At 56.7% G+C, this 22,838-nt stretch carries 20 protein-coding genes; 10 read left to right on the forward strand and 10 right to left on the reverse strand.

Going from position 1 to position 22,838, the window contains the following annotated elements; translation table 11 throughout:
* Positions 1-5: 5 nt before the first annotated feature.
* The 3 genes from ASF69_RS02710 to ASF69_RS02720 all read right to left on the reverse strand — a co-directional run bounded on the left by ASF69_RS02710 (position 6) and on the right by ASF69_RS02720 (position 4,031).
* Positions 6-956 (reverse strand): HD-GYP domain-containing protein, encoded by a 951-nt coding sequence (locus tag ASF69_RS02710; RefSeq protein ID WP_156461968.1) that lies wholly within the window; start codon positions 954-956, stop codon positions 6-8.
* A gap of 95 nt (positions 957-1,051) precedes the next feature.
* Complete coding sequence (gene ade, locus ASF69_RS02715; protein WP_062585056.1) at positions 1,052-2,761, reverse strand: adenine deaminase; 1,710 nt, start codon at positions 2,759-2,761, stop codon at positions 1,052-1,054.
* Positions 2,762-2,924: 163 nt separating this feature from the next.
* Positions 2,925-4,031, reverse strand: a complete 1,107-nt coding sequence (locus ASF69_RS02720) for a branched-chain amino acid ABC transporter substrate-binding protein (protein ID WP_062585058.1) — start codon at positions 4,029-4,031, stop codon at positions 2,925-2,927.
* Positions 4,032-4,315: 284 nt separating this feature from the next.
* Between ASF69_RS02720 and ASF69_RS02725 the strand changes: the two genes are divergently transcribed.
* Entirely contained in the window at positions 4,316-5,485 is a 1,170-nt protein-coding gene (locus ASF69_RS02725) for a DUF3095 domain-containing protein (protein ID WP_062585619.1), read from the forward strand.
* Positions 5,486-5,581: 96 nt separating this feature from the next.
* On the opposite strand, the gene ASF69_RS02730 is transcribed toward ASF69_RS02725, so the two are convergent.
* The 4 genes from ASF69_RS02730 to ASF69_RS02745 form a co-directional block, all read right to left on the reverse strand.
* Entirely contained in the window at positions 5,582-5,908 is a 327-nt protein-coding gene (locus tag ASF69_RS02730) for a metalloregulator ArsR/SmtB family transcription factor (protein ID WP_062585059.1), read from the reverse strand.
* A 494-nt stretch (positions 5,909-6,402) separates the two neighbouring features.
* The gene (choV, locus tag ASF69_RS02735) at positions 6,403-7,449 is read right to left on the reverse strand and encodes a choline ABC transporter ATP-binding protein (protein WP_062585061.1); all 1,047 of its coding nucleotides are present in this window, start codon (positions 7,447-7,449) and stop codon (positions 6,403-6,405) included.
* Complete coding sequence (gene choW / locus ASF69_RS02740; RefSeq protein ID WP_062585063.1) at positions 7,446-8,297, reverse strand: choline ABC transporter permease subunit; 852 nt, start codon at positions 8,295-8,297, stop codon at positions 7,446-7,448. The genes choV and choW overlap by 4 nt, the downstream gene beginning before the upstream one ends.
* 89 nt (positions 8,298-8,386) lie before the next feature.
* The gene (locus ASF69_RS02745) at positions 8,387-9,295 is read right to left on the reverse strand and encodes a choline ABC transporter substrate-binding protein (RefSeq protein ID WP_244475384.1); all 909 of its coding nucleotides are present in this window, start codon (positions 9,293-9,295) and stop codon (positions 8,387-8,389) included.
* Between the two features lie 279 nt (positions 9,296-9,574).
* Here ASF69_RS02745 and ASF69_RS02750 point away from each other — a divergent pair, with 279 nt between their 5' ends.
* From ASF69_RS02750 to ASF69_RS02765, 4 genes are all read left to right on the forward strand, one after another.
* Positions 9,575-10,156 (forward strand): thymidine kinase, encoded by a 582-nt coding sequence (locus ASF69_RS02750; RefSeq protein WP_062585621.1) that lies wholly within the window; start codon positions 9,575-9,577, stop codon positions 10,154-10,156.
* Positions 10,157-10,298: 142 nt separating this feature from the next.
* Complete coding sequence (locus ASF69_RS02755; protein WP_062585066.1) at positions 10,299-10,751, forward strand: pseudoazurin; 453 nt, start codon at positions 10,299-10,301, stop codon at positions 10,749-10,751.
* 94 nt (positions 10,752-10,845) lie between these two features.
* Complete coding sequence (locus ASF69_RS02760) at positions 10,846-11,889, forward strand: hypothetical protein (RefSeq protein WP_156461969.1); 1,044 nt, start codon at positions 10,846-10,848, stop codon at positions 11,887-11,889.
* A 176-nt stretch (positions 11,890-12,065) separates the two neighbouring features.
* Positions 12,066-13,238, forward strand: a complete 1,173-nt coding sequence (locus ASF69_RS02765) for a DUF2333 family protein (RefSeq protein ID WP_062585069.1) — start codon at positions 12,066-12,068, stop codon at positions 13,236-13,238.
* A 31-nt stretch (positions 13,239-13,269) separates the two neighbouring features.
* Here ASF69_RS02765 and ASF69_RS02770 read toward each other — a convergent pair whose 3' ends face one another.
* Together ASF69_RS02770 and ASF69_RS02775 are read right to left on the reverse strand one after the other, a co-directional pair.
* Entirely contained in the window at positions 13,270-13,986 is a 717-nt protein-coding gene (locus tag ASF69_RS02770) for a LuxR C-terminal-related transcriptional regulator (RefSeq protein WP_062585071.1), read from the reverse strand.
* A 197-nt stretch (positions 13,987-14,183) separates the two neighbouring features.
* Entirely contained in the window at positions 14,184-14,705 is a 522-nt protein-coding gene (locus ASF69_RS02775; protein WP_062585073.1) for a TIGR00645 family protein, read from the reverse strand.
* Between the two features lie 384 nt (positions 14,706-15,089).
* Between ASF69_RS02775 and ASF69_RS02780 the strand changes: the two genes are divergently transcribed.
* Positions 15,090-17,336: a TonB-dependent hemoglobin/transferrin/lactoferrin family receptor gene (locus ASF69_RS02780; protein WP_062585623.1), complete on the forward strand. Its 2,247-nt coding sequence runs from the start codon at positions 15,090-15,092 to the stop codon at positions 17,334-17,336.
* 45 nt (positions 17,337-17,381) lie between these two features.
* Here the strand turns inward: ASF69_RS02780 and ASF69_RS02785 are convergent, their stop codons facing one another.
* Entirely contained in the window at positions 17,382-18,254 is an 873-nt protein-coding gene (locus tag ASF69_RS02785) for an extensin family protein (protein WP_062585627.1), read from the reverse strand.
* A gap of 294 nt (positions 18,255-18,548) precedes the next feature.
* On the opposite strand from ASF69_RS02785, the gene ASF69_RS02790 reads away from it, so the two are divergent.
* The 4 genes from ASF69_RS02790 (at position 18,549) to ASF69_RS02805 (ending at position 22,738) form a co-directional block, all read left to right on the forward strand.
* A complete protein-coding gene (locus ASF69_RS02790) occupies positions 18,549-20,738 on the forward strand; it encodes an anthranilate synthase (RefSeq protein WP_062585074.1) in 2,190 nt (729 codons plus the stop codon).
* A gap of 67 nt (positions 20,739-20,805) precedes the next feature.
* Positions 20,806-21,489: a TIGR02117 family protein gene (locus ASF69_RS02795; RefSeq protein ID WP_062585077.1), complete on the forward strand. Its 684-nt coding sequence runs from the start codon at positions 20,806-20,808 to the stop codon at positions 21,487-21,489.
* A gap of 69 nt (positions 21,490-21,558) precedes the next feature.
* Complete coding sequence (locus tag ASF69_RS02800) at positions 21,559-22,212, forward strand: LysE family translocator (RefSeq protein ID WP_244475385.1); 654 nt, start codon at positions 21,559-21,561, stop codon at positions 22,210-22,212.
* Between the two features lie 37 nt (positions 22,213-22,249).
* Complete coding sequence (locus tag ASF69_RS02805; RefSeq protein WP_062585079.1) at positions 22,250-22,738, forward strand: GNAT family N-acetyltransferase; 489 nt, start codon at positions 22,250-22,252, stop codon at positions 22,736-22,738.
* Positions 22,739-22,838: the final 100 nt, after the last annotated feature.

Consider the following 22,838-nt stretch of genomic DNA (forward strand, 5'->3'; position numbering starts at 1 on the left):
TTGCGCTACAGGATGCCCTTGGTCATCTCAGGGTCGAGACTGAGAATGAACTGCCACAGCAGCGCCTTGTCGAACTGGTCTTCGCGGGACATCATCCAGCTCAAGGCCTGCTGCGATGACCAGCCCTTCTTGTAGGGGCGCGCCGAGGTAAGGGCGTCGAAGACGTCGCAGATGGTGCTCATGCGCACTTCCGTACCGATTTCCGCGCCCTTCAGCTTGTCCGGGTAACCTTTACCATCGGGCCTTTCATGGTGGGAGCGACAGATGTCGAGGACGAGCTGCGGCATCTTGGCGTGGGTGGACAAGAGATCGTAGCCGCGCTGGGGGTGCTGTTCCATCAAATCGCGCTCAGCGGCGCTCAAGGGGCCCTGTTTCTGCAGGACCTCCTTGGAAATGGTCAGTTTGCCGATGTCATGGAGAATGCCCGCCATGCACAGTTGCTCGACACTTTCGTCATCCATGTGCATGGATCGCCCGAAATGGAGCAGCAGGGCCGCAACGGCAAGGGAATGTACGAACGTTGCATTATCGCGCGACCGCATACGCGACATGCCGATATAGAGCGACGGGTTTTCTTCCATCGTCCGCGCCACATCCTGAACCAGCGGCGTAAAGGCTTCAGCCTTCAGGATGCGCCCCTCGAAGACGTCCTCGATCAGGGATCGGGCTTCGGCTGCCTGGGCCTGGATTTTTCGGGAGGTCTGCAGCTTTTCGTGTTTGCTCGCGGTTCCAATATTTCCGGCTCTGGAAGGATGGTCCGCAGAGGATATACTGCGGCCCAAGGCCGTATTGATGAAGACTGCGCTGACATTACTGTTGCGGATCATGTCTATTTCATGCCCGGAGCGAATTGTAAAACGCCTTCCAAGTGTCGGACTGTCCTGCCAGGCGCCTTCTATAGCCTCAACGAACATTCCGATCTTGAGTTGTGATTTATCAATTCTTGTTACAGCCACAAAGAGCTCCGGTAGAAATACTCCATCAGACAGTTTAGTATTAGCCGAACTGTCTTAATTTAACATGAGCAAAGCTTTATATTATTTATCCTTCGTTACTTGGAAACAGTGTCTATCAGTGCAAACTGATCAACATCCACCATCCCCATGTCCGATATCTTCAAATGAGGAATGACGGGCAGGGGCAGGAATGCCACCTGCAGGAAAGGTTCTTCCAGGGTGGTCCCGAGCGCGTAGGCCGCCTTTCGCAAGCTGTGGAGCGTGTCACGCACGGTCTCGTAAGGTTCAAGGCTCATGAGGCCTGCAACGGGCAGGGCAATCTCGCCGGTGATCTTGCCATCTTCAACCACCACAAAGCCGCCCTTGATTTCACCCAGGCGGTTCGCGGCTTGCGCCATGTCATCCTCGCTGACGCCGACGACGCAGATATTGTGGCTGTCATGGCCGACGGTGGAGGCAATCGCCCCCTTCTTGAGACCGAAACCCTGCACGAAACCGTTTGCGTGATTGCCATTCTTGCCGTGGCGCTCGATGACCGCGACCTTGATGATATCGTTCTCCAGATCGATGCTCGTCTGGTTTCCATCCGTCGGCAGGGTATAGCGGCGATGTTCCGTGATGATCTTGCCGGGCATGACGCCGATGACTGGCGTTTCGCCCTCCGTTGCTGCGACGCCGAAATGCGACGCCTGCACCGGGCGCGCTTTTACGCTATCGAGACCGACCGGCTGCACGGGCTTGCGGCTGGCAAAAAGCTCATCCGTAACTCGGCGACCGGCGGAAAAGACCATGCTTGCCTTGCAGTTCTGCAGCGTATCGATAACGACGAGATCCGCGCGCCAGCCCGGAGCGACAAGGCCACGGTCCCGCAGGCCGAAAGCCCGGGCAGCAGAAATCGAGGCGGCGCGATAGATGGCAAGCGGCTCGACACCATTCGCGATGGCAGTGCGGATCATGTAATCGAGGTGGCCCTGTTCGGCTATGTCGAGCGGGTTGCGATCATCCGTGCACAGAGCCAGATAGGGGGAAAGCCGCTCCGTAATCAGCGGCATCAGCGCGTTGAGGTCCTTGGAAACCGAGCCCTCGCGGACCAGAATATGCATTCCCTTGCGGATTTTCTCCAGCGCTTCGGTTGCCGTCGTGCATTCATGCTCGGTGCGGATCCCCGCTGACAGGTAACCGTTCAAGGCGGTGCCGGACAAAAGCGGGGCATGGCCGTCTATGTGCTGGCCCTGGAACGCCTCAAGCTTGGCCATGCAGACCGGGTCCTTGTGGATGACACCGGGAAAATTCATGAACTCGGCAAGGCCGATGACGCTTGGATGCTGGCGAAATGGCAGAAGCTTTTCAATTGGCAAATCCGCACCGGATGTTTCCAGATGGGTCGCGGGCACGCAGGAGGAGAGCTGCACGCGGAGGTCCATGATCGTTTCCAGCGACGAATCCAGGAAGAACTGAATGCCCTCTGCGCCCAGAACATTGGCGATTTCATGCGGGTCGCAGATGACCGTGGTTACGCCATAGGGAAGCACGCATCGGTCAAATTCATGCGGTGTGACCAGAGACGATTCGATATGAAGATGCGTATCGATAAAACCGGGCACGACGATCTTGCCGGTGATGTCGATGACGTCGACGCCCTCGTAATTCTCGCAGGTGCCGATGATCGTATCACCGCAGATCGCGATGTCTGACGCCACCAGTTCGCCGGTCACCAGATCGAAGAAGCGGCCACCTTTCAAAACGATATCGGCTTTTTCCCGAGCTGTTCCCTGATCGATCTTGCGCGCGAGTGCCGATGCCATTCTGTACCTCATCCGGGTTTCTTGTGGTGCAGAGTAAGCCAGACCTGCCCATGGCTTGTCCAGTTCCGCAATCTGCAATGACGGGGCATGATTGATTGAAGCCCCAAAAAAATAACCGGGCGCGAAGGTCGCACCCGGTTACGTCTCTCAATAGCACCGCGTCTTATTCTGCGGAAACGATCTTGCCGTTTTCCCACTTGTACAGCGAGAACGCCTGCGAGCTGAGGTCGCCGGTTTCGCCATAGGTCAGCTTGCCGATGGCTGTTGGAACGCCTTCGCCGGATTTCAGAGCCTTTGCAACGGCTTCAGAATCCTCTGCACTTCCAGCCTTTTCGATACCGGCCTTCAGTACTTCTACAGCGGCGTAGGCATTGAGCGTAAAGGCTTCAGCAGGAATATTGGCTGCCTTCAGCGCGTCTGCTGCCGCCTTGGAATCGGCGCTCTTGGTGGCGTCGGCTGCGTTGGTGAAGATGGTACCAGCTGCTGCATTGCCGCCGATGCTCCAGAATTCGGAGTTGGAGAGGCCGTCACCGCCGATAACCGTTGCCTTCGCGCCGGAATCATTCAACTGGCGAACCAGAAGACCGGCTTCCGGGTGGTAGCCGCCGAAATAGACGACATCGACATTCTCGGACTTGAGGCGCGTCGTGAGCGCGCTCAGATCCTTCTCGCCCGGCGTCAGGGCATCATAAAAGACTTCTGTCACGCCACCGTCATTGAGGGTCTTCTTGAACGAGTCCGCCAGGCCTTTGCCATATGCGCCCTTGTCGTGGATAATGGCGATGCGGCGGTCCTTCAACTGTGCCAGCACAAGCTTGCCGGCGACTTCAGCCTGCTGGTCGTCGCGACCGCAGGTGCGCAGCACGTTCCACAGGTCGCGGTTTGTCAAGTCAGGGGCGGTCGCTGTCGGCGTTACCATCAGGATACCGTTCTCGGCAAAGACGTCCGAAGCGGGAATGGCGACACCCGACGTGACCGGACCGACGACGAAGCGAATGCCTTCTGCAACCAGCTGGTTGGCGGCCGATACACCCTGCTTGGGTTCGCCACCATCATCGGCCAGCTTCAACACGACCTGTTCGCCCAGAATGCCGCCATTTTTGTTGATGACGTCGACTGCGGTCTGCGCGCCGTTCTTCACCTGATCGCCGTATGCTGCAACCGGACCCGTCAATGGTGCAATAAGACCGATGACGATCTCTGCATGGGCCAATGGTGCGAAGGCAACCGAAGCGGCGAGCGTCAGGCCCGATAGAATCTTGAGTTTCATTCTGGTCTCTCCTTGGTTTGGGCGTGTCCCGGATGAATCGCGGGAGGACGGGCGCTTTGGACAGCGCAGATCAGCCGTACCTCCAGGCAACACGGTGTCGTTTCATGTTTGACTTCCGACATCCTTTTCCCGTCATACTCGCCGGACGCGATTTCGCAAGTCGTGTTTGATCCAAATCCGCCTTGTCAGCGTAAATCCTCTGTGAGGGAAATGCACCGGCCTGGCCGCCCCTCGATCCAGCGATATATCTGGCTTTTCGTCGCACGGAGTAGGATAATGTCATGATGATATCGCCTGACGACGAATTTTTGAAAAACCTGCCGGTCTTCCTGCATTTCGAGGATGTGGCGGACCCCACGCTTTATCGTGCCTTGCCGGATGGCTGGGCACTGGCGCTGGCTGATGTGATCGACTCGACCGGCGCTATCGATGCCGGACGTTACAAGGCGGTCAACATGGCCGGGGCTGGCGTCATTTCCGGCGTCCTCAACGCGCTGGGACGTCACGATCTTCCCTTCGTCTTCGGAGGGGACGGTGCCGCAATCGCCATTCCATCGCAACAGATCGAGGCGGCGCGCGAGGCGCTGTCGAAAGTGCAGAGCTGGGTGGCGGACGATATCGGCCTGACACTGCGTGCTGCCATCGTGCCCGTTTCGGCCATTCGTGACAATGGTCTGGATGTGCGCGTGGCGCGGCTCAAGGCCAGCCCGGATGTTTCCTACGCCATGTTCTCCGGCGGCGGCAACCATTGGGCTGACGAGCAGATGAAGCAGGGAGCTTTTCTGATCCAGCAAGCAGGCAAGGGTGAGCGTCCGGATTTGACCGGCCTTTCCTGTCGCTGGAATCCGATAAAGGCAACTCAAGGACACGTGGTATCGATAATTGCGCTGCCTGGACCCAAAGGCGATGAGCTGGCATTCCGGGAAATCGTTGCCGAGATCGTGGCTCTGGCGAATGAAGACGGACGAGGCGGACATCCGATACCGGTCGAAGGGCCGGCGCTCGGCTTCATTCGCGAGGGCCTGTTGCTGGAAGCGAGTGCTCTTTCAGCTTACCGCGACCGCGTATCACAGCTGCGAAATGGTGCTTGGGTCATGTTTCAGACGGTGCTGATCGCCGTCCTCTACGCGTTGAAAAAGCCGGTTGGCCGGTTTGACCCCATTCAATACAAACGCGCCGTTGCCAGCAATACGGATTTCCGAAAATTCGATGATGGCCTGAAAATGACCGTCGATGTCGACGGCGAGAGGCTGAAGAAGATCAAGTCACGGCTTGAAGGTGCTGCAAGGGAAGGGATCTGTTTCTACGGGCTGCATGAACAGGATACGGCGCTGATGACCTGTATCGTGCCGTCTCCCTTGTCGAAAGATCATATGCATTTCGTCGATGGGGGAGAGGGTGGCTACGCCCGAGCTGCCACCAATCTCAAGATGCAGATGGCTTCTGCACCCTGACAAACCAAGCGTAGATACGCTTTTGAGAAGTTGTCCAAACCGGACCGGCACTGGGCGCTTTAATGAAGCAGCCAGATACCGGTGTGGCTCAGATCTTCAAGCTGCGGTCTTCTCGGCGTCAGACGCTGCAGGCTCGCAATAGATGTTTTCCAGCGTCGCAAGGATCTTTTTGACGGATTCGGAAGTGCTGGAATAGTAGATGGTCTGGGCGTCGCGACGGGTCTTGACGAGACGCTGAGCGCGCAGCTTGGAAAGGTGCTGGGAAAGCGCCGACTGGCTCAGGCCTACCTGGGTGGCGAGCACGCCGACTGGCACTTCGCCCTCAACGAGGCTGCACAATATCATCAGCCTTTTCGGGTTTGCCATCGCGGAAAGAAGGCCCGCTGCCGCAGTAGATTGTTCTGAAAGAGATTCTGTTTTCATATTCTCACTTCTCCTGAGTGAAGCCCGCCCCGGACCGTCTCAATGGCAAAAACGAAAGTTTATATGGCCTAAGTGTATCAATTCGGTAAGACCGTTGTATATACCTAAATATAAGGTACAGGCCAGCCTTTATTAGCAACGAATAAAATTCGGTTGCATCTGCGCTTCCTTTCAAAAAAATAGTCGAATGTTCTGCTAATATGGCCAGTATCAGGCTCGCTTGGTCGAATTTGCTAATTTTACGTCAAAATTGGCAAATAATTTCAATTCCCCGCTACAGCTTTTTGCGGGTCATAATTATTAATTTTTTATTCAGCTACCTAGATTTCGCACTGCAGCACTCCGCGCTGGCGCATCCGGTCTGACAGATCTCAACTCAGTGTGAGGTCTGTTTGGCAATCGCAGGGTGTGAGAAGTTGCTTGCGGCGGGTTGTGTTCGACTCGTTCGGTCGATCTGGAAGCTGCGACGCCGCGGACGACGTCGCAGGATTTTCTCATTTCTTGCGGTGCAGCGTCAACCCTCGAACGATGTCATCGGCGCTGACAGTTCCAACGACCACCCCGTTGTCCACGATACCAATGGCCCCTGGCTGCTTCGCCATCGTGTCGAGAATATCGACCAGAGGCGAGCTTGGCTTGGCCGTTCCCGAGACGGGGAGCCCGGCATTGTTGGCGGTGACGCCCGCCTGCATCACGTCTGCGGCGGTCAACATGGAAATCGGGTTCATGTTCTGGACGAAGTCCGCAACATATTGGTTGGACGGATCCTTGACGATTTCCTGCGGTGTCCCGCACTGGATGATGTGTCCCCCATCCATCATGGCAATACGGTTGCCGATGCGGAAGGCCTCGTCCAGATCGTGGCTCACGAAGAGAATCGTCTTCTTCAATCGACTCTGGAATTCCAGCAATTCGTCCTGCAACCGGCTCCTGATCAACGGATCGAGAGCGGAAAAGGGTTCGTCCATCAACAGAATCGGCGCGCCCGTCGCAAATGCGCGGGCCAGGCCGACTCGTTGCTGCATCCCGCCCGATAGTTCCCCGACCTTCCGGTCTGCCCAATCGGAGAGATTGACGAGTTCCAGTTGTTCGGCAACGCGCTTCTTCCGGTCAGTCTCTCGCATACCGGAAAGCTCCAGGCCGAAACCCACATTGTCTGCAACATTGCGCCATGGCAGCAAGCCGAATTGCTGGAAGACCATGGAAACCGTATGGGTCCGTAAGTCCCGCAATGCTTTCGTTGAGGTCGCATAGGGATCGATATAGCCGGATGGCGTCTTTACGCTGACCTTTCCGCGAGCGACGGGAGCAAGACGATTGACGGCACGCAGAAGGGTTGATTTCCCCGAACCGGACAATCCCATGAGAACGAGAATCTCACCTTCCCTGACGGTCAGCGATGCGTTGGCAACACCCAGAACGAGTCCGGTCTGTGCGTTGATTTCGGCCCGTGTCCTTCCCGCATCGAGAAGCTGGAGAGCCTTGGATGGATTGTCACCAAAGATGATATCGACATTTTCGAATATGATCGCGTCGCTCATGCTTCTTCCTCCGATCCAGGCAGGCGGAACAGGCGGTCGAGAATGATCGCGACGATGACGATGCAAAGCCCTGCTTCAAAGCCCATGGCGATGTTGACGGTGTTGAGAGCCCGCACCACCGGTACGCCAAGCCCGTTTGCGCCAACGAGCGCGGAAATGACCACCATCGACAGGGAAAGCATGATGGTCTGTGTCAGCCCCGCCATGATCTGTGGCGTGGCGAAGGGCAGCTCCACTTTGCGCAACACCTGGCCCGGTGTGGCGCCAAATGCCACGGCTGCTTCGACCAGGGCCGGCGGTGTGGAAATGATGCCAAGGCGCGTCAGACGGATGGGGGCGGGGAGAGCAAAGATGACCGTTGCGATCAGGCCGGGGACCATTCCAAGTCCGAAAAGGACAAGCGCTGGAATAAGATAGACAAAAGTGGGAATGGTCTGCATGAGGTCGAGCGCGGGGCGCATGACGGCATAGACCCATTTTCGACGTGCCGCGAAGATGCCGAGTGGGACGCCGACAAGCATACACACAACGCTGGCGGCGATGACAAGTGCGAGGGTTTCGGTCGTTGCCTTCCAATATCCCAGATTGATGATGAGGAGCAGTCCGAGCGCCGTAAACAGAGGCATTCCGATAGAGCGCCGCATCCATGCCGAGAGTGCCGTGAGTATGGCAACGATGATGAGCGGATGCGGTGCCTGTAGCAGGTAGAGCAGAGCGTCGATGACGCTTTCGAAGATGAAGGATAACCAGTCGAAAAAGAAGGAAAGATTTCCGGTCAACCAGTCGACCGCATCCTTGGCGTATCGACCGATCGGGAGACGATTTTCAGAAGCGCTGAGCCATTCCACGGTAAGAGCAAACCTTTCGTGAACGGAGTCATGGTCGTCTTCCGACCGCCATCAGTCGGAAGACGTGTTCAATACATTCTATGAAATGCTTATAGCCCAATGCTCTTCTTTGCGGCGGCCAGAGCATCCTGACTGCCGTCTTTCGTTTTTACGCCTGCAAGCCATGGCTCAATGGCGGCTGGATTGGCTTTCAGCCACTCCGTTGCGGCGGCTTCACCCTCCATCCCGTCGTTGAGGATCTTGCCCATGATTTCGTTTTCCATAGGAAGGGTGAACTGCAGGTTCTTGAGGAAGGTTGCCACATTTGGGCATTCCTGCAGATAGCCTGCGCGCACATTGGTATGGATTGTTGCGCCACCAAGGTTGGGGCCGAAGACGTCGTCACCGCCGGTCAGGTAGGTCAGCTTGAAATTGGAGTTCATCGGGTGGGGTTCCCAGCCGAGGAAGACGATAGGGTCGCCGGATTTCTCGGCGCGCGCCACCTGGGAAAGCATTCCCTGCTCGGACGATTCCACCACCTGGAAGTCCTTGAGCCCGAACGTGTCCTTCTCTACCATTCCCAGAATGAGGCGGTTGCCGTCATTGCCGGGCTCGATGCCGTAGATCTTGCCGCCCAGATCATCGCTGTGGGCAGCGATATCCTTGAAATCCTTGATGCCGAGTTCGGCACCCTTGCTGTTCGTGGCCAGCGTATACTTCGCGCCGGTCAGGTTTTCGCGAACCGTTTCGACGGATTTGTCTTCGCGATAGGCCTTGATGTCGCCCTCCATCGTCGGCATCCAGTTGCCGAGGAAGACGTCGATGTCCTTGTTCTTCAGGGAGGTATAGGTCACCGGGACGGAAAGAATCTTGACGTCTGTTTCATAGCCGAGGCTTTTTAGAATAACAGAGGCGGTCGCAGTGGTTGCGGTGATGTCTGTCCAGCCGACATCCGAGAAGCGGACCGTGCCACAACTGGCGGGTTCTGCCGCAGAGGCCGTCGTGGTGAAGAGTGCCATTGCAGAAACGGCTGCGGCGAGCGCCAGACAGCGGTGATTTTTTGCAAGCATTGCTTACTCCCTGTTTTTAAGTTCCCCGCCATTATCAATATCTTGAGCCGACAATCAACTCATGTGCATTTGCGTGCATTCAAGCGCAGTTTGCGACACGTTGCATTAAAATAGAATGCACTCAATGGCTGCGCTCTTTGTCGAAACCTGTGTTTTTCGCCGCCACTCTCTTGCTCTTGGCGTGGACTAGCCTGCAAAAGGCGCTGAACGCAGGATCCGGAGGGCATGATGGCCAAGCTCTATTTCAACTATGCGGCAATGAACGCTGGCAAGTCCACCATGCTTTTGCAAGCCTCCTATAATTACCAGGAGCGGGGGATGCGCACCCTCATCTTTACGGCTGCATTCGATAATCGCGCCGGTATCGGCAAGGTCGCATCGCGCATCGGTCTTTCCTCGGATGCGCTGGTATTCGATGACGCCACCGATATCTTCCAGGAAGTTGAGCGTCTGCACGCACAGGAGCCGGTGGCCTGCGTCTTTATCGATGAGGCCAACTTTCTTTCCGAGCACCACGTCTGGCAATTGGCGCGCATCGCAGACAGGCTTGGAATCCCCGTCATGGCGTACGGCCTACGCACCGATTTTCAGGGAAAGCTGTTTCCGGCCTCCAGAGAATTACTGGCGATTGCCGATGAATTGCGTGAAATCCGCACGATTTGCCATTGTGGACGCAAGGCCACCATGGTCGCGCGTTTCGATTCGCAGGGGAAGATCGTCAAGGAAGGCGCGCAGATCGATGTCGGCGGCAACGAGAAATATGTGTCCTTCTGCCGGCGGCACTGGGTGGAGGCAATCGAAGGCGCGTGATGCTCAGGAAATGGCACCGCGCGTCCCATTCCAACGACGACTGTCCGCTGGTTTGATTTTGGTCAAAGAAGGCCACCGGCTGCCGGAGTAGGACCTGCAACGGAAAGACCGCCATCGCGGTTTCGTTCAGGAGTATGATCCCATGCTGAATACAAACGTCCTTCGCCTTCTGACCAGCGCCGCCGTCGCCGGGTTTTTCGTCTTCCCGGTTCAGGCGGCAGATATCGAGATCAAGATGCTCAACAAGGGGTCGGACGGTCAGGCAATGGTTTTTGAGCCCGCTGCGGTCAAGGCCAATATTGGAGATGTCATCACCTTCACGCCCGTCGACAAGGGTCACGACGCCGCAGCCGTCAAAGGCCTCATTCCCGATGGTGTCGAGGAATATAAGGGCAAGATGAACGAAGCCCTTAAAGTGACGATTGAGAAGGAAGGCGCCTATGTCTTCAAATGCACGCCGCATGTCGGCATGGGCATGGTGGCCCTCGTCGTCGTTGGTGATGCGCCGGCCAACATCGAGGCCGTAAAAGCCGGCAAGCTGCCGAAAAAGGCACGCGAAAAGCTGGACGAAGAGATCGCCAAGCTTAATCTCTGAAAGTAACCGGTTTCCACTCCCGGATTGAGAAAAGGCTGCGCATATTTATATGAGCGGCCTTTTTGCACAGCAGCGATTCGGGAGACGACCCTTCATGGCACGAACGCCATCTTTTGACGCCCAGTTTGAGAAGACCACAGCCGCTGGCCGGATTGTCGAAGAGCTGTGCGCCAAGTTGGCCCAATCCGTTGAAGCAACGCAACCATCCTCGCCGGATGCAGCATTGGAAGCAGATGCGGCGCTTCTCGGGGAGATGCTGGATGCCAAAAACACCTTTGCGGCAGACAGCCGTCGGGTCATCCAAGGATTGTCCGCGCGCATCGGTGCGGCTTACCTGGCCTTTGACAGGGCCGACGACGTTACGCGCAAAGAACGATTTCTGGCGTTTTTTACGCGAAAGCCCCGCAACTCCTTCAGGGCTTCGCGCCAAAGACGGCTTGCCGTCGCCGAGAGTGTGCAGGTCATCCTTGCCCAGGCCGCTGTCGTTTATCGGGTTTTGAAGGGTTGCAAGGAAACGTCAGCGCCCCTCGTGACGCGGTGTGAGGCGCGCCTTGAGGCGATCATGGAGGCGCGCCGCAAGGTCGTCCTTTCGATTGACGATGCACGCCAGCGTGACCGGGAGCTTGCAGCAACTGTGGCAACGCTTGAGCGCAGGATTTCCACATCGACAGACGACACGCAATCCGACAGGTGGTCAGCGGACAGGAATGATGCGGCCGGGCGCCGGGACGCCGTTCTGGCGGAGCGCAAGGCCTTGAACGATGAGCGCGACGTTCTGGACCGCCAGGCGATCCTGTTTGGCGATATGATTGACGCACTGAATGATGGCGTGTCGATCTATTCCCACTTGCTGAATGCGGTCTCCATCGAAGCCGAACGCTGCATCATGCTTCATGATGTCGCCTACGGCTCGTTACAGCCGCTGCTGGAAGATCTGCGGCTCTTCTCGCAGGCAGGTGATGACATGGAGCACCCGCCAAGGCCGGGTCCTTTCCACCATTTGCTGACACTTCACGCAAAAGGCGCCGTTACCATGCAGGACGTGGACCGGCGCAAAATCAGGCTGGAAGATGCCCTGGCGCGCCATTTCGAGCGATCGGAAGCGAAGATCATCGAAACCGGAGCGGGAAAAACATGAGATCCTCCGTTGTATCGCGCATCTGATCACCATATGTGAGGTGACAGCCGGTCCGCCTTTGAGAGCGGAACGATTGTCCCATCCTGGCGTCGCGTATCTGTCACGCTGGAGATGTTCGTCGTGGTAGATTACGCATTGTGCCCGGTTTGGGCCGCTGCGCTCAGGGGAGTTGAACGATGCTCGATCCGGTTATCGCGTTTTTCAGGCGCATGTTCTCCGCGTTTGGAAGAGGTGCCTCCATGGCGATTGCATGGCTGTTCTGGCCTTTGAGAGCGGCGCATGGCTGGTACACGAACCGCAACGGATTGATAAAGATCCCGATTGCTGCAGCGGTGGTTCTGCTGGTCGGTCTTTACGGCTATTTCTTCTGGCAGACGCAGGTCTGGTCGAACTTCAACCCGGATTATGTTGCCAGTTACAAACTCTCCGAACGCACGCTTGGTGCCGGACAGGAATTGCCTGCAGCAGCAGCGCCCACGCCTGCTGCATCCACAACTGAGGCTGCCCCTGCAGCACCTGCAGCACCTGCGGCGAGAAGCTGCCAGAGTTCGGCCATCGTTGATGTTGCCGCAGGGTTGATCGATTTCAACGTCGATCAGAATGCCTGGATTTCTTCCATGCTGCTGTATCGCGCTGGCTTGTTCGGCATCGATTGGGATAACACGCCGTTCCTCGACAACAAGGCGTCGTTCCAGCGCGGGGTCAATCAGGCCGTTCGCCGGACATCGGTTGAGCTGGTGGATTCGCTTGGTCGCGTCCGTGGCACATCTGGCATTGACGCCAATTTGCAGAAAGCGCGCGGTAACCTTCAGTTCGATGAATATTCCTGGTATTTCGGTCTTGATCCATTCGGCCCAAAAACACCGAGCCCGAGCTACTATCGCTCCGCTGCGGAAAGCCTGCGGATGTTCAACACCAGCCTGGCGCAGTGCAATTCGGTGTTTGACGGACGTGCCGACAACCTCATCCAGTTCATCGACCGCATCGCCAACGACATCGGCGGAACATCCGCAATCCTGCGTGAGCGTTCGGAGAATTACAATGGCGGCTGGTTCGATACGCGCGCCGACGACAGGTTCTGGTTCGCCTATGGTCAGCTCTATGGCTATTACGGCATTCTGGCCGCAGCGGGAGCGGACTTCTCCCAGGTTATCCGTGAACGGAACCTGACAAGCCTCTGGAACGATACGCTGTTGCAGACGCGCGCCGCATTGCGCATCCAGCCGCTCATCATCTCCAACGGTGACGAGGGCGGATGGATCATGCCATCGCATCTGGCGACCATGGGCTTTTATGTGTTGAGAGTTCGTTCGAACCTTGTGGAACTGCGCTCCGTGCTGGATCGCTGATCGCCAATGGCTGGCGCTTCGTATCGAAGCGTCAGCTGATTAGTTTGAGGCGGATCGCCTTGGCAACGAGTTGCGTGCGATTGACGCAATCGAGTTTGCGGATGGCATTGTTCAGATAGGCGTTGATGGTGTGATCCGACAGCGAGAGGATGTGGCCGATTTCAACGGATGTCTTGCCCTGCGATGTCCAGCGGATAACTTCCAGTTCGCGTTTGGTCAGCTTGCGCGGCGCAGTCATCTCCGTACGCCGCATACGCTCATACACGTCGAAGGCATGGAGTGCGATCATGCCGATTTCGTTGAGCGCAATCTGGCAGAGCGGCGCACAGTCGCCTTCAAAACGAATGAGGTAGCGTTCGCCGTTGAGCGAATTTGTGGGAATGATAAGCCCGTTTTTGATGCCGTATTGTGACAGCAGCGTCCCTAAGGATTTCACCTTGGTGTCCGAGCCCTCGATATCATCCAGAGACCAGCCTTGCGGCATCAAGGATATCTCGACTTTTGGCAGAATAGGGCAGTACCGCAGGAGACGCTTCTGATCAAATTCACGGATGAAACGCAAAGGAATGGTTGTTTCCACCAGGACTGCGGAAAGCAGCTCGTCATCCGCTTTGGGAAAACGCATGAGCCCGACATGTGAGAAACCGAATTCCTTGGCAACCGCTTGCAGCACCTGCAGCCACCGAGGACGGCTTTCCGCTGCCGACAATTCCTTACTCAGTAGCGATTGCCGTTCGAGTGTGATCATGATCGTTTCGTTGATAATGCCGCGATATGTTAACGGTAACAAATATACGAATTATCTTGAAAATCCAGTTTTAATTTCAAGTTTGGTTCGCGCTTCATCACCTCCGTATGAACTGTTTTAAATCAAATGCATCGATATGGAAGTAACCAACGTCCTTTGTCGACAGCTATTTACTGTCACAAAAGATGTGAAAAGGATTAGATGTTGGCACTGTCCTGCGCGGCCTTGGGTTTGGACATCAGTTTCTCAAGAAAGCCCAGCATGACCGCAGAAATGACAAAAGCCAAATGTATGATCGTAAACCACATCAGCTTGCTGTCGCTGTACTGGTTTGCATTCAGGAATATTTGCAGCAGATGAATGGATGATATGGCGACGATGGATGAGGCAACCTTGATTTTCAGGCTGCCCGCATCGAGCTTGCCCAGGAAGGAAACCTTGTCTTCGCCTTCGTCGAAACGGCTGACAAAATTCTCATATCCGGAAATCATCACCATCACGATCAGGCTTGCCACCAGCGCCGCATCGATCAAGGCCAGCATGGCAAGGATCATCTCGGCGTCCGTGTAAACGAAGACATTCTGGGCGATTTTGAGAAATTTGAAGGCGAAGGACAGCGCATAGACAGCGAGTGCAGCAACCAGCCCCAGATAGAATGCCACCAGCAGCCAACGGCTGGAGAGAATGATTCTTTCAACAAGCAGTTCAAGGGATTTCATCTGCGTCTCTCGTCTTCGACTGGTTTCGACTTCGTTTGCGGCAATGATCTAGTTGGCCGCCATTGCTGCTTCAAGGGCCCCGCCCACTCATTCCAAGGTTGATCCCATCGCGCGTTCTTATTGATCAGCCTCATGTTCGCGTTTTTGTTTTGCCCGAACCGACGTCACAATGGCGTAGTTTCTGCCTGTCACATTTTCGCAACATTGTTGTCCGGCGTAAACATGATCCTTTGAATCATGTTTTATTTGTTGACATCCAAAGTCATGTTTTTTAACTCTCCGATACGGCCAAAGCCGTAAAAATTATGGGTATGTATCGAGCCACTCCGCGTCAGCGCCTCGCGTTGCCGTGCGCTTTCGTGCGCTCGAATTTAGGGGTGAATGATGACCATTGGGCGATCCAAATCAGCTTTGCTTGTCTGCACGGCGATGACACTTCTTTCCGTTCATTCTGCCGGCGCACAGCAGGCTACGGATCAGGCAGCGAATGAAAGCGCCACCGTGCTGGAGAGGATTGTCATCAAGGGAAAACGCATCAAGGCAAGCGATGCCGCTGGCAATACGCCTCTCGCCAGCTCGACCGGTGCAGAAGAGATCCGCAAAAAAGACATCGACAGCCTCAAGGATTTGGGAAAGACGACAGAAGCCGGGGTCGATTTCGTCAATTCCAAGCCAGGCAAGCCTGGTGGTCTGTTCATTCGTGGTCTGGGCGGGGCGCGGGTCACCACGCTGATCGATGGCATCCCTGTTCCGTTTTTCGAAAACTTTGCCCGTCAGGGAACGGCGACGACGACCTTGAGCAACACGAACTCAAGTTTCGATTTTTCCTCGCTCTCATCCATCGATGTGGTGCGTGGCGCCGATTCCAGCCGCGCCGGTTCCGGGGCATTGGGCGGCGCGCTGGTGCTTCGCACTCTGGAAGCTGACGATCTCATCGGAGCTGACAGGGACTGGGGCGGTGTTGCCAAGACCACCTACGACACAGAGGACAAGAGCTTTGGTGGTTCGCTGGCGGTCGCCAAAAAAATAGAGAATACTTCGGTTTTGTTCCAGGGCTCCTACAAGCGTGGGAATGAGGCAGATAACCGCGGCAGCGCAGATATTTACGGCACACGTCGCACGACACCCAATCCGGCCGATACTTACGAGAGTAACCTGATGTTCAAGATCCGGCAGGATCTGGAAGGCGGTCACCGCATCGGTCTGACGGCGGAACGCTTTTCGCTGCGAACCAGAACAGACCTGAAAACGCTTCAAGGCTCCAACGTTTCAACGTCCACCTACCGGATCGATGATTATGACGGCCATGAGGACACCGAGCGTGATCGCGTTTCGCTGGACTATCAATATGAAGCACCGTCTACCGACAGCCTGATCGACGCAGCCGATCTTTCGCTTTACTGGACGCGGCTGGACAAGGTATCCGGCTCGGGCGACCGTCTGACCAACAATTCGCTTTATATCCGCGAAGACAGCCTGAGAGACAACCGCTTCGGACTTGTCGGAGGTCTCGAATCCGGCTTCGAGGTCGGCAGCGTCAGCCACACCATCCGGTTCGGCGGAAATGCCTGGATTTCCGATTTCAGCAACGCCGTTTACCTCAACACAGGCGGATCGTCTGCGGCCTCGCAGTCTGATATGCCTGATGTGGACGGCAAAAGCCTTGGCCTTTATCTTGAAGATGAACTTGGCTTCGGGTCGAGCAATTTCAAGCTGACACCCGGTTTGCGTTTCGATGCCTATGATTATGATCCGGATGGCTCGGTCTCAACCAATAGCGGTTACAACACCTTCGGCCTGCCAACCGGCAACAGCGGATCCCGCTTCTCTCCAAAGCTGCTGGCGACCTATGATCTGACGCCGCAGGTTCAGCTCTTTGCCCAATGGGCGATGGCCTATCGTGCGCCAACCGTGAACGAACTCTATTTGAACTTCTCAAATATCAGTTCAGGATACGCTGTCATCGGCAACTCTTCTTTGAAACCCGAGACCAGCAACGGCTTTGAAATCGGTGCCAAGTTTGATAGCGGCGATCTTTCAGGCAGCGTGACGCTATACCACAACAAGTACAAAAACTTCATCGAGCAGGAGACGTCATTCACGACGCTTTTCCCGGGCTTCGGTGGCAGGGGCAATGGCCAGTTGTTTTCCTATCGGAACCTGGAACATGTGGAAATTTCCGGCGTAGAAGCCAAGGTGCGAAAGGATCTGGCGAATGGCTTTTTCGCGCATGCATCGCTTGCCTATGCCTATGGCAAGGACACCGACAATGACGAGCTCATCCGCACGGTTGCGCCTTTTAAATCCATTGTCGGACTTGGCTACGCGCAGGAAACATGGGGCTCGGAGCTTACGGGGATATTCTCCTCGAACATGCGGGACGATGGCAAGTCCAACACATTCGATGCTCCCGGCTACGGTATCTTCAACCTGACCGGTTGGTGGGAGCCTGAGCAGACAAAGGGCCTGCGTATTCAGGCGGGTGTCTATAATCTGTTTGACCGGAAGTATTGGAATGCTGTCGGCGTCAGGGATATCAACCCGGGCTCGGTGTCATCGACCAACCAGCCGGTCGATTTCTATTCGGAGCCGGGCCGGTCGTTCAAGATTTCTCTGACCCAGAAATTCTGATCGACATATCAAGCGCAGAACTGGCGGTGCTACGCCGCCAGTCTTTTACCGGCAGTATAAATACCCGCCCTTGCGTTCGAGTACATCGAGATGCAGGTGATCCTGATGGGTGGCGTCGCTGCCGGGCGAGAGGACGGTCTTGAAAAACAGGCAGGCGGCAGTGGTTATAGTGCGTTGGAACGCGCCCTCCATTGTCCCGTCTTCCTCACGCGGTTTCATGACCAGTGGTTCGCCCTTGTCGAAGGCAAGGGTGGCGATATCGACGGCGCTGCCTTTGGCGTGCTCGGAAATCTTGCCGGTTTCGGCGCTGTTGCGGTTGCGGCAGACATAAGTCGAGGCGTTGCCGAAGGCGGATACCTTTTTGTCTGGCAGCGCGATCGCCGCCGTCGGCACCACCACGTCCTTTGCCCACCGCGCCAGTGCCAGAGCGGCTTCGCAGCGCATCGTTCCCTCAGGCTCAAGCTTGATGCCGGGAATGACGGTGGAGAGCTCAAGCGGCGATGCGATGCCGCAGCCGTCTTCTTCTCCGGGAATCGCGGGAAGCTCCTTGAATTCAGCGCCCAATTCACGCAGCTGCGAAAGGCAGGCCTTCAGCTCTTCCGGATCTTCAGGCTTCACGGGCTCGCGCGCAGGCTCTTGCGGCTTTTTCTCTTCGTCCGTCTTTGGCTGTTCAGGCTTTGCCTTCTCACCTTCAGGTGCCGGTTCCGGTTTTTCCTCGGGCTTTTCCGCCGGTTTTGGAACGGCATTTTCAGCGGGGGGAGACGGTTGCTCGGCCTCTTTCTTATTATCGGCTGGTGCCTGGGTCGGTGAGGGGGTTTCCTGCCCTGGCTTGGGCTGCGGAACGGGCACATCCTGTGGCGGCGGCGCGGCTGCGATCAGCAGCGTGCTGGCTGCGAGGATGATGAGACGATGAAGCATGTGAGCGGTCGCTCCCCTGTTGCGGCAGAGCCTGAACGTCTGAGCTGTCTTTCGGTTCATGCCTTCACGCAAATCCGCTTGCCATGAGACACCGTTGGCGCTAACAATTTGCGCCATGAACATCATGTCGAAGAACATTGCTATCTGGTGGTGGGGCAGCTTTACGCGGCCTTGAGCACCTATGTCCTTTGACTAAGTCCAAGCCGCCCGAATTCTCAGGCGGCTTTTTTGTTATTATGCCGCCTCTCATCGGGCAGAATGTTATCAGGCAGAAAAAACGGGAAGTGCTTAGAAATGGTAACGATCATTCAGGATGATGGCGCGGAAACCTACGAGACGAAGGGTGGCGTTAAAGTCTCCCGTCAGCGTCGCGCCGCCGATTATGCCGGGGCAATCGACAGCTATGTCGAACGGTTGGACGAGCGCCGCGGTGCCGTCTTTTCATCCAATTACGAATATCCCGGTCGTTACACCCGCTGGGACACGGCCATCATCGATCCACCGCTTGGCATTTCCTCTTTTGGCCGCAACATGTGGATCGAAGCCTATAACGGGCGCGGCGAAGTGCTGCTCTCCTTCATTGCCGAGAAGCTGAAGGCAACGCCAGATCTGACATTGGGGGAATCGACCGCCCGCAGGCTGGATCTCGTGGTCAATGAACCCGACCGCGTCTTTACCGAGGAAGAACGTTCCAAGATCCCGACTGTCTTCACAGCGCTTCGCGCCATTGTCGACCTCTTCTATTCGAGTGCGGATGCCGCCATCGGCCTGTTCGGCGCCTTCGGCTACGATCTGGCCTTCCAGTTCGATGCCATCAAGTTTTCGCTTCAGCGCCCTGAAGACCAACGTGACATGGTTCTCTACCTGCCGGACGAGATTCTGGTGGTGGACCATTATTCCGCAAAGGCGTGGATCGACCGTTATGACTTCGAAAAGGACGGCGTCACCACCCACGGCAAGGCGGAAGAGATTGCGCCCGATCCTTTCCGGACGACAGATACCATTCCGCCGCGCGGCGACCATCACCCCGGCGAATATTCGCAGCTGGTGACGAAGGCCAAGGAGAGCTTCCGCCGCGGCGATCTCTTCGAAGTCGTGCCCGGCCAAAAGTTCATGGAGCGTTGCGAGAGCAACCCGTCGGCGATTTCCCGCCGCCTGAAGGCCATCAATCCGTCGCCCTATTCCTTCTTCATCAATCTGGGCCATCAGGAATATCTGGTGGGCGCGTCGCCGGAAATGTTCGTGCGCGTGTCCGGACGCCGCATCGAGACCTGCCCGATCTCGGGTACCATCAAGCGCGGCGATGACCCGATTGCCGATAGCGAGCAGATCCTCAAGCTGCTCAATTCCAAGAAGGACGAGTCCGAACTGACCATGTGTTCGGATGTGGACCGTAACGACAAGAGCCGCGTCTGCGAACCCGGCTCGGTCAAGGTCATCGGTCGCCGCCAGATCGAGATGTATTCACGCCTCATCCACACGGTAGACCATATTGAGGGCCGTCTGCGCGATGATATGGACGCTTTCGATGGCTTCCTGTCGCACGCATGGGCCGTGACCGTTACCGGCGCGCCGAAACTCTGGGCCATGCGCTTCATCGAAGCCCATGAAAAGAGCCCTCGCGCATGGTATGGCGGGGCAATCGGCATGGTTGGCTTCAATGGCGATATGAACACGGGCCTGACGCTGCGCACCATCCGCATCAAGGATGGTATTGCTGAGGTGCGGGCAGGGGCAACTTTGCTCAATGATTCCAATCCTCAGGAAGAAGAAGCTGAAACCGAATTGAAGGCATCCGCCATGATTTCTGCTATTCGTGATGCAAAGGGCCAGAACTCCGCCGGCACCAAGCGCGACGCCGCGAAGGTGGGAACGGGCGTCAAAATCCTGTTGGTGGACCACGAAGACAGCTTCGTGCACACGCTGGCGAACTACTTCCGGCAGACGGGTGCCACCGTGTCCACCGTTCGCTCCCCAGTGGCGGCCGAAGTGTTCGAGCGCTTCCAACCCGATCTGGTCGTTCTGTCTCCCGGCCCCGGCAACCCCAGCGATTTCGATTGCAAGGCGACCATCAAGGCTGCCCGCGCTCGCGACCTGCCGATCTTCGGCGTCTGCCTCGGCCTTCAGGCGCTGGCGGAAGCCTATGGTGGTGAGCTTCGTCAGCTTGCCGTCCCCATGCACGGCAAGCCTTCGCGCATCCGCGTGCTGGAACCCGGCCTCGTCTTTTCGGGCCTCGGCAAGGAGGTAACGGTTGGCCGTTACCATTCCATCTTCGCCGACCCGGCCACGCTACCGCGCGAATTCATGATCACGGCGGAAAGCGAAGATGGCACCATCATGGGTATCGAGCACAGCAAGGAGCCCGTGGCCGCTGTGCAGTTCCACCCGGAATCGATCATGACGCTGGGCGGCGATGCCGGTATGCGGATGATTGAGAATGTGGTGACCCATCTGGTGCGCAAGGCCAAGGTCAAGGCTGCCTGAGCAAATACAGAATACCGGCGGCGTCATGAGACGCCGCCGTTTCCTAAAGCCGCGCAGGTGATGCAGAGTGAAGTTCATCAAACATCTATGCATTCTGCTGGCGCTGCTGATCCTTGGCATCGCTGGCGGCACCCTCGTGCCACGGCCGATCTTTGGCAATGAATCGCCCTCAGCTGATGCGGCGCCCCGCCGCGTCCTCATTCTCAGCAACCCCATCCATACCGATATCGCTCTGCCCGTTACATCAGAGCTTCTGGCCCGCTTTGCCTTTCTGCGTGAGGGCAGTCTGGAGATCGATTATCCGGGCGTTCGCTATCTCGTCTTCGGCTGGGGCGGACGCGCCTTTTACACCGAGACGCCAACATGGGCGGATTTGAAACCGCTGCCGCTGTTCAAAGGTGTTACGCTCGATCAATCGGTCATGCATGTCGCCCTTGCCGGGGAGATACCGCTGGCCGATTCTGGTGTCATGGCGCTTGATCTGTCAGACGCGGATTATGAAAAGCTGCTTGGCTTCATCCTCGGCAGTTTCGCGAGACCGCAAGGGAAGCCGGTGCCGCTGCTTGGGCAATCCTATGGCCGGGATGATGCATTTTTCGAAGCTGTCGGCTATTTCAACGCCCTGCTTGGCTGCAACACATGGACGGCCTCCGCACTGCGGCACGCCGGCCTGCGCACCGGCTGGTGGACGCCGCTGCCGCCGCTTTTGACGACATCGCTCAGGCTGCATAATGATACGGTGACGCCCTGATTGGCTTTCGACGTCGTGGAATTGACAATCTCATCGAGGCCGCTTCAATAGCCTGATTGTTTTATCGTGATGTTTGAAAGCTTGGCGCAGATGATCGATTTCCATCAGCTTTTACTGGTTTACGTGGCTTATATCATCGCCGTCGCTAGCCCCGGTCCCAGCAACATGACCATTATGGGTATCGCCATGAGCCAGGGCAGGGTGCCCGCAATCGTGCTTGCGCTGGGCGTCATGACTGGCTCGCTCTGCTGGGCAACTGTGGCGGCTACCGGCTTGTCCGCCGTGCTTGCGACCTTTGCCAACGCGCTTTTCGTCATCAAGATTGCCGGTGGTCTGTATCTTCTTTATCTGGCCTATAAGTCCGCGCGCTCTGCCTTTGCCAAGGCGTCTTCGGCCCAACCCGGGGAAATGGCGACCAGCAAAGCGGATTATCTCAAGCTCTATCGTCGCGGCCTCTTGCTTCATCTGACCAATCCCAAGGCCGTGCTTGGCTGGCTTGCCATCATGTCTCTCGGCCTCAAGCCGGGCGCTGGCACCGCAACCCTTGCCGCCATCATCGGCGGTTGCGCCATGCTCGGTCTCACCATTTTCTGCGGCTATGCGCTGGTGTTTTCCACGGCACCCGCCATCCGCATCTATCAGAAGTCCAAACGCTCCATCGAGGCAACGCTTGCGCTGTTCTTTGGCTTTGCGGGCATCAAGCTGCTGTTGAGCAGGGCGTGATGATCGTCGAGCGTCTGGCCGAAACAGAGTGTCTTTGATGACGAGCGAAGATGAGTTGCAGCACGGGATCAAGCTGCGGCCCGCCCGTCCGGGTGAGGGGCAGCAGCTTTACGATATTACCGCGCAGTCCATAAAGGCATTGGGCAAATCGCATTATAGCGGTGACCAGCTTGTGAACTGGATGGGAAATCGAACCGCCGCCTATTACGAAGACGTCATCACGAAAAACAGGACATTCGTTGCGGAGCAGGATGGCGTACTGCTGGGCTTCGTTGATGCGGACCGTGGCGAAGTCACGCGTCTGTTTCTGGTGCCTGAGGCCGCCGGGCGAGGCTTGGGCAGGGCCTTGCTGCAGCGTGGCATCGAGGTCGCGAAAATGGGTCATCAGGGGCCGGTCAGGGTCGAGTCGACCCTCAATGCACAAGGGTTTTACGAGAGCTTTGGCTTCAAGCTGGTCAGTCGTGGATACTTCTCCCATGGCGTGGGAGGAGAGCCAATCGACATCGTCATCATGGAAATGCGGTAGGCGAGACGCAGCGGGCAGACACAAGCGTAACAATGGCCCTCTTGACCTTTCTGCCGCTTTAAATCATAGAAGCCGAAAATATGAACCGCGCGCACGGATC

It is taken from the genome of Rhizobium sp. Leaf311 (assembly GCF_001423445.1).
In the GTDB taxonomy this organism is placed as follows: domain Bacteria; phylum Pseudomonadota; class Alphaproteobacteria; order Rhizobiales; family Rhizobiaceae; genus Agrobacterium.